Raw genomic sequence first — 13,818 nt, forward strand, 5'->3', positions numbered from 1 at the left:
GCCGTCCCGTGTCAAGCCCCGTGCGTGGGGGTTGTGGATGAAGCGTTGACTGTGGATAAGTAGGCGCTTGTCGTGGTGGATTGCCTTGTGGCGCATGTCTTGTCGGTGGGCGTGGGTAGTCTCGAATGTATGTTCGAAGGCGTGATTGATCCGACCACTTGCGGGGATTTGTCCCCCGCGGCGATGGTCGATGCCATCGGCGCCTTCCACCGGGCTGAGGCCACCATGGTCGCGCACAAATGGACGATGATCGCCCGCCTGCTGGCCCACCACAAAGACAATGCCGCCGCCGAGGAGAAAACCTGGGCCTACGACGAATGGAACGCCGTGCGGGATCAGGTGGGCCCGGTGATGCGGCTGAGCGCACGGCGGGCCTCCACCCAGATGCGGCTGGCCGAAGGGCTGGCCCGGTCCCCGAAGGTCGCGGCGTTGTTGGCGGCGGGGGTGATCAACACCCGGGTCGCCGAAACCCTGATCTATCGCACCGAGCTGCTGCTGCCGTCGGTGCAGGCCACCGTCGATGCCGAGCTCGCCGCCCGGGCGGGCGGCTACACCCTGCTCTCCGACGATGACCTGGTGCTGGCCGTGGATGCGATCATCGAAGAACACGACCCCGATGCGGTGCGCCGCTACCGTGAGGCCGCCCAAGGCTGTGATGTGGGGTTCGGCAAACGCGATGACGCCACCGGCACCGCGTCGCTGTATGGGCGGATCTCCGCGGCTGATGCGGAGTTGGGCTGGCGGGTGCTCAATGCCCTGGCTGGGACGGTGTGCAAAAACGATCCGCGCAGTAAGGGGGAGTTGCGGGCCGCGGCGCTGGGGGCGGTGTACCGCCGTCACGACCGGCTGGCCTGTCAGTGCGGTGACCGCACTTGCGAGGCAGCCAGTCTGCCTTCGGCGGTGCCGTCGGCGGTGATTCATGTGCTGGCCGAACAAGGCGCCCTCGAACATGTGCTGGCCCAGATCGACGCCCTGCGCCAAGCCCAGTCCACCGATGCCACCGCGGCCCCACCCACCATCGACTACGAGGTGCTGGCCCGCGAGGCCGCCGCGGCCGAAGCCGCCCGCATCCCCACCCCACCCCAACCGCCACCGTGGGAAAACAACACCCCCACAACCGAACCCGAACCCGAGTCGGAGCCGGAGGCTGGGCAGCCCGACGAACCGGCCGCCGATGACGGTGGCGTCGACTGGTCGCACTGGTGGACCACCTCACCCCGTGACGACGACGGGGAGGAGCCACCCTGGGCGCACCCCACCCCACCCGCGCTGGAAGCACCTGACAAGACAGACGGCGCCGGCGACGAAACAGGCGACGACATCGACGAGGGCGCTGACCGCATCAATGAGACGGACGAGGCCGACGGCGCCGCCGACGACACCGAGACCGACGACCCCGACGCTGACGACGGGGACGAGGGCGAGCCGCCGTGGGGCACCGGCAGTGCACCGCCACCCCCACCCGGACCCACCACCCCCGACACCGGCGGCGGAACCGCAGCCACCCCTGAGGCAGACGACCGGGTGAACAACGCTGCCTCCGAGCAGGTCTGGACCCAGGATCTGCCGCAGGCACCGGCCGCGCACACCCCACCACGGCGGCCGCGCCCCGCAGTCACCCTCGGTGGCACCCTCATTCCACTCGACCAACTCGCCGCCATGCTCCGCGACGGCGCCACCGTCACCGCGCTACCGATCCCGCCCGCGGCACCTGCCCGCGGCTACAAGTTCACCGGCAAGGCCCGCGAGTTCATCCAATGCCGCGATATGCGATGTCGGTTCCCGGGCTGCACCCGTAAAGCCGAATACGCCGACATCGACCACACCGTCCCGCACGGTGCAGATGGCGGACCCACCCACCCCTCCAATGGGAAGGTGTTGTGTCGAGAACATCACCTCGCGAAGACCTTTGGTGACGGCTGGTGTGACGAGCAATTGCCCAACGGCGACGTCCGCTGGACCGCACCCACCGGTCACACCTACATCACGCAACCGACGAGCAGACTGTTGTTCCCCGACTGGGATTGCACCACCGCCACCCTGCCACCCCCGACACCCACAAGACGCCGCACAGCGCACCCGGGTATCACCATGCCCACCCGCAAACGCACCCGCGACCAAGACCGCCAACAACACATCAACGCCGAACGCGAACACAACGCCCTGCAACGCGCCCTCGGGAAACCCCCACGAAAATCACCGTTCTAGAGGAGTCGCCGCACCGGTGGCGCCGCTGTCCCGGATTGACTGGGAGCTCAGATTCCTTCCAGATCGTCGGGAACGTCCACGGCGTACTGCCGCAACTCGTCCAGGCTGATCAACTCGAGTGTGCGTTCGTGGGTGCCCGCCAACACCACCGGGCATGCCTGGCCGTCACGGTGCGCACGCAACCAATTCGCGGCGGTGACACACCAGCGGTCACCCGGCACCAGCCCGGGAAACCGGTACTGCGGCATCGGCGTCGACAGGTCATTGCCGATGGAGCGCTGGTGGGCGAGGAATTCAGCGGTGACCACACCGCAGATAATGTGTCGGCCCGCGTCCTCCTCACCGGTGGAACAGCAGCCATCCCGGTAGAACCCGGTGACCGGATCGGTGCCGCACGGCTCCAGTGGGCCTCCGAGGACATTGCGCTCCGGCATCCCACAAGTATGACCGCGGCCGGGGTGGGCAGACCAGGGCGATGGTAGAACCGCCAGATTTACGTCGCCGGGAACACCGGGCTGAATGGCCGTTGGCTGCCGTTGCCGAGTCCCCTACGACGGCTCCGGCTCGTCGTTCTGCCGCTGCGCGCGCAATCGGAACCGGGGTCACCTAATCTTCGTCGGTGACCCTCACAGCAACGCCGACGAAACTCCGCTTGCGCCGCGTCGCATCTGCGAGCTTCGTGGGCACGGCCATCGAGTACTACGACTTCTTCATCTACGGCACTGCCGCGGCGCTGGTGTTCCCGTCGGTCTTCTTCCCCAATCTGAGTCCGACAGTGGCGACCGTGGCCTCACTGTCGACGTTCGCGGTCGCCTTCCTGTCCCGGCCGGTGGGTGCCGCGGTGTTCGGTCACTTCGGGGATCGGCTGGGGCGCAAGCGAACTCTGGTCGCCACGCTGCTGATCATGGGGTTCTCCACGGTCGCGGTGGGCCTGGTGCCCAGCGCCGACACCATCGGCATGGCCGCGCCGCTGCTTCTGCTGGCCCTGCGGCTCTTGCAGGGTTTCGCAGTCGGTGGCGAGTGGGCCGGTTCGGCCTTGCTCAGTGCGGAGTACGCACCGCGCGACCAACGCGGCCGCTACGGCATGTTCACCCAGTTGGGTGTGGGCGCCGGCCTGGTGCTGGGCAACGCGGTGTTCCTGGTGGTCAACCTGACGGTCGGGGAGAAGAGCCCGACCTTCATGGACTGGGGATGGCGGCTGCCGTTCCTGTTCAGCGCGGTCCTGCTGGTGATCGCCCTGTACATCCGCGTGAGCATCGATGAGACACCGGTTTTCTCCGCCCAGGTGCACGGTCCGGCGCAGGCGCCGCTGTCGGAACTCTTCGGTGCACAGTTGCGTCACACCCTGCTGGCCTCGGGGTGCATGATCGGCATCTTCACGTTCAGCTTCATGGGCGGCACCTATCTGATGGGTTACGCCACCACGATCCTGGCGCATCCGCGCGAGCTCGTGCTGTCGGTAGGGGTGCTCGGTGGGGTGGCCATGCTGGTGTGCACGGCGATCTCAGCCGGGTTGTGCGACCGGGTAGGCCGACGGCGGATGATCCTGAGCGGGTTCGCCCTCGCGGTGCCGTGGTCGTTCGCAGTGATGCCCTTGATGGACACCGACTCTCCGGTGTTGTTCGGCGTGGCCATCGTCGGCACCTACGCCATCCTCGGCATCGCCAGCGGACCGATGGCGGCGTTCCTGCCCGAGATCTTCGCGACGAGGTACCGGTACAGCGGTGCCGGCCTGGCGTTCAACCTGGGTGGCATCGTCGGTGGCGCGGTGCCCCCAATCGTCGCTGGGCCGCTGGTGGACCTGTTCGGTCCTGACGTGATCGGCGTGATGATGGCCGTGCTCGTCGCCGTCAGTCTGGTGGTGACGTGGCTACTGCCGGAGACCAAGGGCGCGGAGTTGCGCTGAGCCGTCGGCGCTGGGCTGCCGGGAAAAGTGGGACGACTCGCCGGAGGGATTTCGAAGGCGTCGCCCGAACCTGAAAAGAAATTCCCTTGGTGCAGTGGAGCTCCGGGGCTACCATCGCCCGGTGGACGAAGACTGGCGGGCGCTCAATCACGCCAACTGGGAGTCGCGGGTGCCGGTGCACACCGCGGCCGACGGCTACGACCTGGCGGCCTTCGAGGATCCCGACCACCTGTCCGACGTGGTGCGCTACGATGCGCCGAGGTTGGGGCGGCTCGACGGGCTGAACATCGCACACCTGCAGTGCCACATCGGAACCGACACAGTGTCATTGGCGCGGCTGGGTGCGAACTCGGTGACCGGTCTCGACTTCTCCGGATCCGCGGTGCGAGCGGCGACGGAACTGGCTGCGCGTGCTGGAGTGAACTGCCGATTCGTCGAGGCCGATCTGTACGACGCCGTGACCGCGCTCGGAACCCGTTTCGATCTCGTCTACACCGGAATCGGTGCCATCTGCTGGCTTCCGCACATCAAACCTTGGGCCCACGTGGTGGCGACGCTGCTGGAACCGGGCGGACGCTTCTTCATGCGGGAGGGCCACCCCGTGCTGTGGTCGATGTGCGAGCCCCGCCCGGACGGGTTGCTGGTGATCGAGTACCCGTACTTCGAGGCCGACGGTGTGATCTTCGAGGAGGACACCAGTTACGCCGGCACTGCGACGGTTACCCAGCCGCGGGCGATGTCGTTCAACCACGGCCTCGGAGAGATCTTCACGGCACTCACCGAAGCCGGCCTGATGGTGACCCATCTCGAGGAGCATCGTGAAGTGCCGTGGAATCCACTGGATTTCGACGGGCAGAGCGACGTCATGGTCGAAAGCCCGGATTTCCCGGGCGAATTCGTCCTGGCGCGCGATCGCGACCGGATGCCGTTGACCTACACCCTGCAGGCGGTCAAGCCGTTGGATTGAGCAGGAAGTCGGCCACCACGGCGGCCACCTGCGGAATCGCTTCGGGGGCGATCACTTCGTAACCGTGCGTACTCAGGGTCGGTACACACAGGAGCCCCGCACGTGGTGTCAGTCCTGTCGACTTGGCATGAGAGGCATCGGATTCGAACGCACCCAGCACCGCCGCCTGGGGGGAGAAACCGAGTCCGTCGGCGATGTTCATCAACCGGTCCGCGACGTCTTTGTCGTACACGCACTGCGCGTCGCCGTAACCGACGATGGGTCCGCCGTGAACGGTTGTGGCGTACTCGATTTCGGTGGGACCGACCTCCAGGGCGAGAGTCAGGTCGCCGGGCAGCGTGCGGTTTGCGTACGCCGCGCCGACGCCGCCGATCTCCTCATTGGTGGTGAACACCAGATAGCTGTCCTGCGCTGGCCGGACTCCACGTTCGGCGAACAACCGCGCGGTGTGCAGCAGCGCCGCCACCGGAGCGCGGTCGTCCAGGAAATACGAACCCAGATAGCCGTTGATATCGGTCAGCGTCCGCTTACTGCGCTCGATGCACACGCGGGTGCCCGGCCCGATACCGGCGTCCGCCAGGTCATCTGGGGAACAGGCGGTGAACACGTAGACATTGGTCAGGTCCAGCGCCTTGTCACCCTGGCCGGGTTTGGTCTCCCAGATCCGCTGGCTTTCCGCGGTGGTGTGCTCCGAGCCGACGGTGAGCACCCCGACCAGCGTCTGCTTGTCGCCGAGCACCGCCACCGGGCCGAGCCCGAAGTTGCCGGGGTATATGGACCCCAGCGCGGACAGGTGCAGCGTGCCGTCCGGGTCCACCCGCTTCACGATCGTCGACAGCTCGTCGAGGTGAGCCATCACGCGCACGCCAGGGTGGTGCACCGGACCGCGATCGCCGCGGATCAGGCCCACCAGGTTTCCGGCGTCATCCACCCACAGGTCGTCGACCAGCTTCTCGAGTTCGCGGCGGCAGATGTCGCGCACGGCATCTTCTTGGCCGCAGGGTCCGTACGCCCACAGCAACTCCTGCAACAGCTCGCGGTTCAGGTCGGTCACATGACGCGGGTACCCACGGCACGCTGACTGCTCACCAACGAACTCACCGATGGATGACGACTTTGCCGACCATGCGACCGGACTCGACCTGGCGATGCGCTTCCCGGATACCCTCGGCACTGAAGTCGTCGATGGCCGCGGTCACCGTGCTACGCACCGTGCCGGCGTCCACCAACTCAGCCACAGAATTGAGCAGGTCCTGCTGGTAGCTCAGGTCATAGCCGTAGAGCGACCGGGTGAACATGAGCTCCCAGTGCCAGGCGATGCTCTTCTGCTTGAGGGACACCAGATCCAGGCCCGGCGGCTCGTCGATCGCGGTGATCTCGCCGAACGGCCGGACGATCTTCGCATAGGTCTCGATGTTGCCGGCGCTGTGCGGGGAGAACAGATAGCTGACGCCATCGGATGCCACGTCCAAGGCCTGAGCCTCGAGATCACGGTGATCGATCACGACATCGGCGCCCATCTGCCGGGCCCAGTCCCGTGAGTCATCCCGGCTGGCGGTGCCGATCACCCGGACACTGGTCAGCGCCTTGGCGAGCTGGATCATGATCGAGCCCACGCCGCCGGCGGCGCCCAGCACCAACAGGTCACCGGTGGACTCCTTCGTCAGCCGGAATCGTTCGAACAGAGCCTCCCACGCCGTGATGGCCGTCAGCGGCAAGGCCGCAGAATCCTTAAAGGACAACGACTTCGGCTTGCGCCCGACAATGCGCTCGTCGACGGCCTGGAATTGCGCGTTGCTGCCCGGCCTGCTGATGTCCCCGGCGTACCAGACCTCGTCGCCGACGGCGTACGTGCTGACCTCGGGGCCGACGGCTTCGACCACCCCGGTCGCGTCAAAACCCAGGATGACCGGTGTGTCCGAAGAATCGAGGGACTTGCGTCGTTTGACGTCGACAGGGTTGACTGACACCGCCTCGACGCGGACCAGGATGTCGTGGGGCCGAAGCTCAGGGATGTCGATGTCGATGTCTTGCAGGACATTTGGGTCGTCGACTGAGGAGCCGGCGAAGGAACCGATGGCTTTCATTGAGGACATGGTGCGATGGTAGGCCCGCTGCCGCGGTTCCCTGCAAGGGCACTAACTTCCCTGTAGGGAAGGTTCGCCGGTCAGCGCGTCGACGCGAGCTGGCACGTGGTCGATGTGGTCTTCCACCCACTGCCGCAGGCGTGCCAGCGGGTCGCTGACGCTGATACCGAGTTCGGTGAGGTGGTACTCGACGCGTGGCGGCACCTCGGCGTAGACGGTACGGGTGAGCAGCCCTGCGTTCTCCAGGCGGCGCAATGTCTGGGTGAGCATCTTGGGCCCCACCCCGGGCAGGCCGGCCTGCAGGTGAGTGAACCGCTGCGGGCCGTCCTCGAGCAACCCGATGATCAACGCCGACCACTTGTTGGCCAGCAGATCCAGTAACGCCCGACAGGGACAGGCTTCGGCGTACACGTCATGGTGGTCGTGCTGGCCCGTGGGACAGGTGCTCATGGCAGTGCCAACGGCTCGTCAGCCGGGATGCTTCCCGAACGGAAGTGGGTACGTTTCCGCCCGGCCCTGGCGGGGCACAGACAGGCATGTCGGCAATCACCAAAGCCAAGTCAGTCGTCAGCACCGCCGCGCGGACAGAGCGGCGGGTCGTGCGCATCCAGCGCCGCGTCTGGCTGGCACAGATCCTGCTGTGGCCGACACTGCTCGTCACCGCGGTGGCCGGCGCCGCGTGGCTGATCGCGTCCCGCAAGCGCGCCGAACCGGTGCCGGCGAGTCCGCCGGCCGTCCAGTTGCCGTAACCCCGGCACGCCCGCCTATCCTTGCCGGAGTGTCCGAGAAGTCCCGCAACGAGCTCTATCAGCGGCTGGAGGCACTGACCTTCCGGGACGAGGCGCGCCTGCGCCGCCGGCTGCGCAGCCTCCGGGGTGATGACCCGGCCAAGCTCGAACCGATCGCGCAGCAGATCGCCGCGGCGGAAGCCCTGGTGGCGACCCGGCTGGCGGCCGTCCCGCAGATCACCTACCCGGACCTGCCCGTCAGTGACCTGCGTCGCGATATTGCCGCAGCGATCAGCGACAACCAGGTGGTAGTGGTAGCCGGGGAGACCGGTTCCGGCAAGACCACGCAGCTGCCCAAGATCTGCCTCGAGCTGGGCCGCGGGATCCGGGGCACCATCGGACACACCCAGCCGCGCCGGCTTGCCGCACGCACGGTCGCTCAACGTATCGCCGACGAACTCGGCAGCCCACTGGGGGAGACGGTGGGCTACACCGTCCGGTTCACCGACCAGGCCAGCGACCGCACCCTGATCAAGCTGATGACCGACGGCATCCTGCTCGCCGAGATCCAGCGTGATCGTCGCCTACTGCGTTACGACACCCTGATCCTCGACGAGGCGCACGAACGCAGCCTCAACATCGACTTCCTGCTGGGCTATCTGCGCGAGCTGTTGCCCCGCCGCCCCGACCTCAAAGTGATCGTCACCTCGGCGACCATCGAGCCCGGCCGATTCGCCGCCCACTTCGGTGACGCACCCATCGTCGAGGTGTCCGGCCGCACCTACCCCGTCGAGATCCGGTACCGGCCGCTCGAGGTGGGCGTAGCGCCGGAGACCGACGACGACCCCGACGATCCCGACCATGATCTGGTGCGCACCGTGATGCGCGATCAAACCGAGGCGATCGTCGACGCGGTGGCCGAACTCGAGTCCGAGCCCCCCGGTGATGTCCTGGTGTTCCTGTCCGGCGAGCGCGAGATCCGCGACACCGCCGAAGCGCTGCGCGGTGCACCGGGTTTCAACCGGCACACCACCGAGGTGTTGCCGTTGTATGCCCGGCTGCCCACCGCCGAGCAGCAGAAGGTGTTCCAACCGCACGCCGGCAGGCGCATCGTGCTGGCCACCAACGTCGCCGAGACGTCACTGACCGTGCCGGGCATCCGGTACGTCGTCGACCCCGGCACCGCCCGCATCTCGCGCTACAGCCGGCGCACCAAAGTGCAGCGGCTGCCCATCGAGCCGATCTCGCAGGCGTCGGCCGCGCAACGCTCTGGACGGTCGGGCCGTACCGCGCCCGGTGTGTGCATCCGGCTGTATTCGGAGGAGGATTTCCAGAGCCGGCCGCGTTACACCGACCCGGAGATCCTGCGCACCAACCTCGCTGCCGTCATCTTGCAGATGGCCGCCCTGCAGCTCGGCGAGATCGAGGCATTCCCGTTCCTGGACCCTCCGGACAACCGCAGCATCCGCGACGGTGTGCAAGTGCTCCAGGAACTCGGCGCCTTCGACGGGCAGAGCACCTTGACCGAGGTGGGGCGCAGGCTCGCTCAGCTACCGCTGGATCCCCGCATCGGCCGGATGATCCTGGCCGCGCACGACGAAGGCTGTGTACGCGAGGTTCTGGTGCTGGCGGCGGCGTTGTCGATACCGGACCCCCGCGAGCGCCCGGCCGAGCACGAGGAGGCGGCCCGGCAGAAACACGCCAGGTTCGCCGACGAGCACTCCGACTTCATGTCCTACCTGAACCTGTGGCGATATCTGTCGGAGCAGCGAAAAGAGCGCTCCGGCAGTTCGTTCCGGCGGATGTGCCGTGAGGAGTTCCTGCACTACCTGCGGATCCGCGAATGGCAGGACCTCACCGGGCAGCTGCGCAGCATCGCCCGCGACCTGGGTATCCGCGAAGCCCCCGAGTCCGACGAACCCGCCGATGCGGCCACCGTGCACCGGGCCCTGGCCGCGGGTCTGCTGTCACACATCGGTGTACGCGAGGGGGAGACGCGAGACTTCCTGGGAGCACGCAACACCCGCTTCGTCCTGGCCCCGGGTTCGGTGCTGACCAAACGGCCCCCGCGGTGGGTGGTGGTCGCCGAACTGGTGGAGACCCGCCGGCTGTACGGCCGCACCGCCGCGCGGATCGAGCCGGAGGCCCTGGAGCGGATCGCGTCGCACCTGGTCCAGCGCACCTACAGTGAGCCGCACTGGGACGCCAAACGCGGTGCCGTGATGGCCTTCGAGCGGGTGACGTTGTTCGGACTGCCGCTGGTTCCGCGCCGTCGGGTGGGTTACGCCGAGGTGGACCCGGTGCTGGCCCGGGAACTGTTCATCCGGCACGCGCTCGTCGAAGGCGATTGGCAGACCCGGCACCATTTCTTCCGCGACAACACCCGGCTTCTGGAGGAGTTGGCCGAGATCGAGGAGCGGGCCCGGCGACGGGATCTCGTGGTGGGCGATGACGAGATCTACGCGCTGTACGACGCGCGAATTCCCGAGTCCGCGCTATCGGCACGGCATTTCGATGCGTGGTGGAAGAAGCAACGACACAAGACCCCCGAGCTGCTGACCTTCACGCGTGAGGAACTGCTGCGCAGCGACGACGACGCAGGCGACCGCCCGGACACCTGGCGGTCCGGCGAGGTCTCGCTTCCGCTGACGTACCGATTCGAGCCGGGGGCCGCCGACGACGGCGTCACCGTCCACGTGCCCGTCGAGGTGTTGGCCAATCTCGGTGGCCACGAATTCGCCTGGCAGGTACCGGCTCTACGTGAAGAACTGGTGACGTCGTTGATCCGCTCCCTGCCCAAGGAACTGCGCCGCAATTTCGTACCCGCACCGGACACCGCCCGCGCGGTACTGGCCGACCTGTCCCCGGACGAGGGCGCCCTGCTGGAGAGTCTGCAGAGAGAACTCAAGCGACGCAGTGGAATCCTGGTGCCGATCGACGCCTTCGACCTCGAGAAGCTGCCGCCGCATCTTCGGGTGACGTTCGCGGTGGAGAGCGCCGACGGCACCGAGGTGGCACGTGGAAAAGATCTGGACGCGCTGCAGACCCAGTTGGCGGCCCCGGTGCGCCAAGCCGTGGCCAAGGCCGTGGCAGGAGAATTGGAGCGAACGGGCCTGCGCGCGTGGCCGGCTGATCTCGACGAGATCCCGCGCAGCGTGTCCCGCAGCGGCGGCGCGCATACCGTGCGCGGCTACCCCGCGCTCGTCGACAACGGTGCCACCGTCGATCTGCGGGTGTTCGCCACCCAGGCCGAGCAGCAGGCCGCCATGGGACCGGGCACCCGTCGCCTGTTGCGGCTGACGGTCCCGTCGCCGTCGAAAAACGTTGAACGGGCCCTGGATCCGCGGGCACGGCTGACTCTGGGGTCGAACCCGGACGGGTCGCTGGCGGCGCTCATCGACGATTGTGCTGACGCCGCCGTCGCCGTCATCACACCTGCACCGGTCTGGAACAAAGCCGATTTCACGGCAGCGCGAGACCGGGTGGCCGCCTCCTTGGTGCCCACCACGCTCGACATCGTGAAGCGCGTGCAGAAGGTACTCGTCGCGGCCCACGACGCGCAGATCGCCCTGCCCGAGCGCCCGACGGCGGCGCAGGCCGAGGCCGTCGCCGATATCCGGGCCCAGCTGAACGAGTTGATGCCACGGGGATTCGTCGCGCGGACGGGCGCGGCCAAGCTGAATCATCTGACGCGGTACCTGATCGCCATCGTCCGGCGCCTGGAACGGCTGCCGCAGGCGCCCGCGGCGGACCGGGAGCGGATGCAGCGCGTTCACGCGGTGCAGGACGCTTACGACGAACTGCGGCAGGCGCTTTCGCCGGTACGCGCCGCCGCCGAAGACGTGCGGGACATCGGCGTGATGATCGAGGAGCTGCGGGTCAGCCTGTGGGCCCAGCAGCTGGGGACGGCAATGCCGGTCAGTGAGAAACGGATCTACCGGGCGATCGACGCGATCACCTGAGTGAAATCAGTCCCGGACGATGACGGCGATGTAGCCGATCGGGATGCCGGTGTGCGCGGCGATGCATTCGCGTGCGGCTGCCGATACCGCGGCCCGGCGGCGGGAATAGGTCACGGCGTCGATCTCGGGCACCCGGATCACCCATCCGGACGCGTCGCGGCTGACCTCGATGTCGAAACACTGTCCGACTGTGGTGAAGCTGGCGCGCGGGGCAACACGTCGTCTGCGGAGACCGGACGCATGCGCGAGCGTGGGCTGAATGGGCATGAGTTTTCTTTCTGGGAGCGCTTCGACTGTCGTCGCAAGACCGCAGCAAAGATTAGTGCGTTTCGCCGTCAGCACCTAATCGGCGCAGGTACTCGCCGTGAACTGTGCGTGAACGTGCGGTACGCGACGCGCAACGGGTACAACTGCGGTCATGGCCTTGCGACGCGCTTCCGCCTTTCTCGTTGCCGCTGCAGCATTTCTGGCCGGTGTCACGCCGGTGGCGCGGGCCGAACCGATCCCCATCCCGGTGGTGCAACCGGTGGTGCTGGCCGAGATCGCGCACGACCCGGGTGCCTACACCGAGGCCTTCGAGATCGAGGGCGACACACTGTACGAGGCCACCGGACTGATCGGCCGCTCCGAACTGCGTGAGGTGGACCCCGGCACCGGAGTGGTGCGCCGCGCGGTCCCGCTGCCCGGCGACTACTTCGCCGAGGGCATCACGCTCGTCGACGACACCATCTGGCAGCTCACCTATCAGGACGGTGTGGCGATCGTGTGGGACAAGGCCACGTTGACCCCGCTGCGCGAGATCCCGGTGGCGGGCGAAGGCTGGGGATTGTGCCGTGACGGCGGCCGTTTCATCATGAGCGACGGCACCGGCCGGTTGCAGTTCCGCGAGCTGGGGAGCTTCGCCGAGACCGGCGCCGTGACCGTCACCCGCGATGGCGTGCCGGTCACCGGGCTCAACGAGCTGGAATGTGTCAACGGCCAGGTCTGGGCCAGTCTCTGGCCCACCGACGAGGTGGCGCGTATCGACCCGGCGACCGGGGCGATCACGATGATCGTCGATACCTCGGGGCTGTGGCATTTCGGTGAGCGCTCGCCTGCCCAGGTGTTCAGCGGCATCGCCCACATCGACGGTGAGGAGTTCCTGCTGACGGGCAAGAACTGGCCGGCGATGTTCCGGGTGCGCATCCCAGGGGCCTAGCCGGCGCGTTCAGGCCTCGTTGGGGTTGGCCTTCTGTCTTCTGACTCTGGTGACCACGAACCACACCAAGAAGCCGGCCACCGCGGCGAGCACCACGTATTGCAGCGCTGAGGTGTAGGGCTCGATGGCATGCCAGTTGGCGCCCAGCAGATAGCCGGCTCCGATGAAGACGCTGTTCCATGTCAGGCTGCCCAGCAAGGTGAGAAGCGTGAAGACCGCGAAGTTCATCCGCTCGGTGCCCGCCGGCAGGGAGATGAAGCTGCGAAACAGCGGAACCATCCTGCCGAAGAACACCGCTTTGGTGCCGTGACGGGCGAACCACTGGGTGGTCTTGTCGATGTCGTCGACGTCGATCAGGGGAATCTTCGCGACGAGCGTGCGCACGCGCTCATGACCCAACCACGCGCCGAGGCCGTAGAGAACCCAGGCGCCGAGCACCGATCCGAGGGTGGTCCAGACGATCGCCTCGGTCAGGGACAGTTGACCGAGCCGCGCGGCGAACCCCGCCATCGGCAGGACCACCTCGCTGGGCACCGGAGGAAACAGGTTCTCGATGAAGATGGCCAGACCTGCGCCCGGACCGCCGATGCGCTCCATCAGATTCACGGCCCAGCCGGCGAGGCCCCCGAGTTCAGCGGTATCTGGTGGCAAAACACAAACCTCTCTGCGGTCGAACTCTCGGGCGAGGAATGTGCGAGCGAATGGGCGGCAATCGTCTCGGCCGGCCTGGCGGCACTCCTTGGTCAGCGAGCGCCATGCTAG

At 67.2% G+C, this 13,818-nt stretch carries 12 protein-coding genes; 6 read left to right on the forward strand and 6 right to left on the reverse strand.

From position 1 onward, the window contains the following. The first annotated feature begins 141 nt into the window (after nucleotides 1–141). Nucleotides 142–2,208, forward strand: coding sequence for an HNH endonuclease signature motif containing protein (locus tag AC3A6P_RS07635; RefSeq protein ID WP_487690360.1), 2,067 nt, complete (start codon nucleotides 142–144; stop codon nucleotides 2,206–2,208). Between the two features lie 47 nt (nucleotides 2,209–2,255). Here the strand turns inward: AC3A6P_RS07635 and AC3A6P_RS07640 are convergent, their stop codons facing one another. Then, a complete protein-coding gene (locus AC3A6P_RS07640) occupies nucleotides 2,256–2,642 on the reverse strand; it encodes a DUF2237 family protein (RefSeq protein WP_487690362.1) in 387 nt (128 codons plus the stop codon). 218 nt (nucleotides 2,643–2,860) lie between these two features. Here AC3A6P_RS07640 and AC3A6P_RS07645 point away from each other — a divergent pair, with 218 nt between their 5' ends. After that, the gene (locus AC3A6P_RS07645; RefSeq protein ID WP_487690616.1) at nucleotides 2,861–4,114 is read left to right on the forward strand and encodes an MFS transporter; all 1,254 of its coding nucleotides are present in this window, start codon (nucleotides 2,861–2,863) and stop codon (nucleotides 4,112–4,114) included. A gap of 121 nt (nucleotides 4,115–4,235) precedes the next feature. After that, on the forward strand, nucleotides 4,236–5,081 hold the full coding sequence (locus AC3A6P_RS07650) for a class I SAM-dependent methyltransferase (protein WP_487690364.1): 846 nt from the start codon (nucleotides 4,236–4,238) through the stop codon (nucleotides 5,079–5,081). Here the strand turns inward: AC3A6P_RS07650 and AC3A6P_RS07655 are convergent. Genes AC3A6P_RS07655 through AC3A6P_RS07665 form a run of 3 tightly spaced genes read right to left on the reverse strand, consistent with a single transcriptional unit; the run spans nucleotide 5,065 to nucleotide 7,618 of the window. Next, on the reverse strand, nucleotides 5,065–6,135 hold the full coding sequence (locus AC3A6P_RS07655) for a M42 family metallopeptidase (protein WP_487690366.1): 1,071 nt from the start codon (nucleotides 6,133–6,135) through the stop codon (nucleotides 5,065–5,067). The genes AC3A6P_RS07650 and AC3A6P_RS07655 overlap by 17 nt on opposite strands. 43 nt (nucleotides 6,136–6,178) lie before the next feature. Then, nucleotides 6,179–7,177, reverse strand: a complete 999-nt coding sequence (locus AC3A6P_RS07660) for a zinc-binding alcohol dehydrogenase family protein (protein ID WP_487690369.1) — start codon at nucleotides 7,175–7,177, stop codon at nucleotides 6,179–6,181. Nucleotides 7,178–7,219: 42 nt separating this feature from the next. Then, nucleotides 7,220–7,618 carry a winged helix-turn-helix transcriptional regulator gene (locus tag AC3A6P_RS07665; RefSeq protein ID WP_487690372.1) on the reverse strand — a complete coding sequence of 133 codons (399 nt, stop codon included), beginning with the start codon at nucleotides 7,616–7,618 and terminating at the stop codon, nucleotides 7,220–7,222. 86 nt (nucleotides 7,619–7,704) lie between these two features. On the opposite strand from AC3A6P_RS07665, the gene AC3A6P_RS07670 reads away from it, so the two are divergent. Together AC3A6P_RS07670 and hrpA are read left to right on the forward strand one after the other, a co-directional pair. Further along, nucleotides 7,705–7,917: a hypothetical protein gene (locus tag AC3A6P_RS07670; protein WP_487690374.1), complete on the forward strand. Its 213-nt coding sequence runs from the start codon at nucleotides 7,705–7,707 to the stop codon at nucleotides 7,915–7,917. Nucleotides 7,918–7,946: 29 nt separating this feature from the next. Then, a complete protein-coding gene (gene hrpA, locus AC3A6P_RS07675) occupies nucleotides 7,947–11,858 on the forward strand; it encodes an ATP-dependent RNA helicase HrpA (protein ID WP_487690377.1) in 3,912 nt (1,303 codons plus the stop codon). 6 nt (nucleotides 11,859–11,864) lie between these two features. Here hrpA and AC3A6P_RS07680 read toward each other — a convergent pair whose 3' ends face one another. Continuing rightward, on the reverse strand, nucleotides 11,865–12,029 hold the full coding sequence (locus AC3A6P_RS07680; protein WP_487690617.1) for a long chain fatty acid-CoA synthetase Faa4p: 165 nt from the start codon (nucleotides 12,027–12,029) through the stop codon (nucleotides 11,865–11,867). A gap of 247 nt (nucleotides 12,030–12,276) precedes the next feature. Between AC3A6P_RS07680 and AC3A6P_RS07685 the strand changes: the two genes are divergently transcribed. Further along, nucleotides 12,277–13,056 carry a glutaminyl-peptide cyclotransferase gene (locus tag AC3A6P_RS07685; protein WP_487690380.1) on the forward strand — a complete coding sequence of 260 codons (780 nt, stop codon included), beginning with the start codon at nucleotides 12,277–12,279 and terminating at the stop codon, nucleotides 13,054–13,056. 9 nt (nucleotides 13,057–13,065) lie between these two features. On the opposite strand, the gene AC3A6P_RS07690 is transcribed toward AC3A6P_RS07685, so the two are convergent. Next, nucleotides 13,066–13,653, reverse strand: a complete 588-nt coding sequence (locus tag AC3A6P_RS07690) for a DedA family protein (protein ID WP_487690619.1) — start codon at nucleotides 13,651–13,653, stop codon at nucleotides 13,066–13,068. Between the last annotated feature and the right edge of the window lie 165 nt (nucleotides 13,654–13,818).

Source organism: Mycobacterium sp. Soil_C_30 (assembly GCF_057656995.1).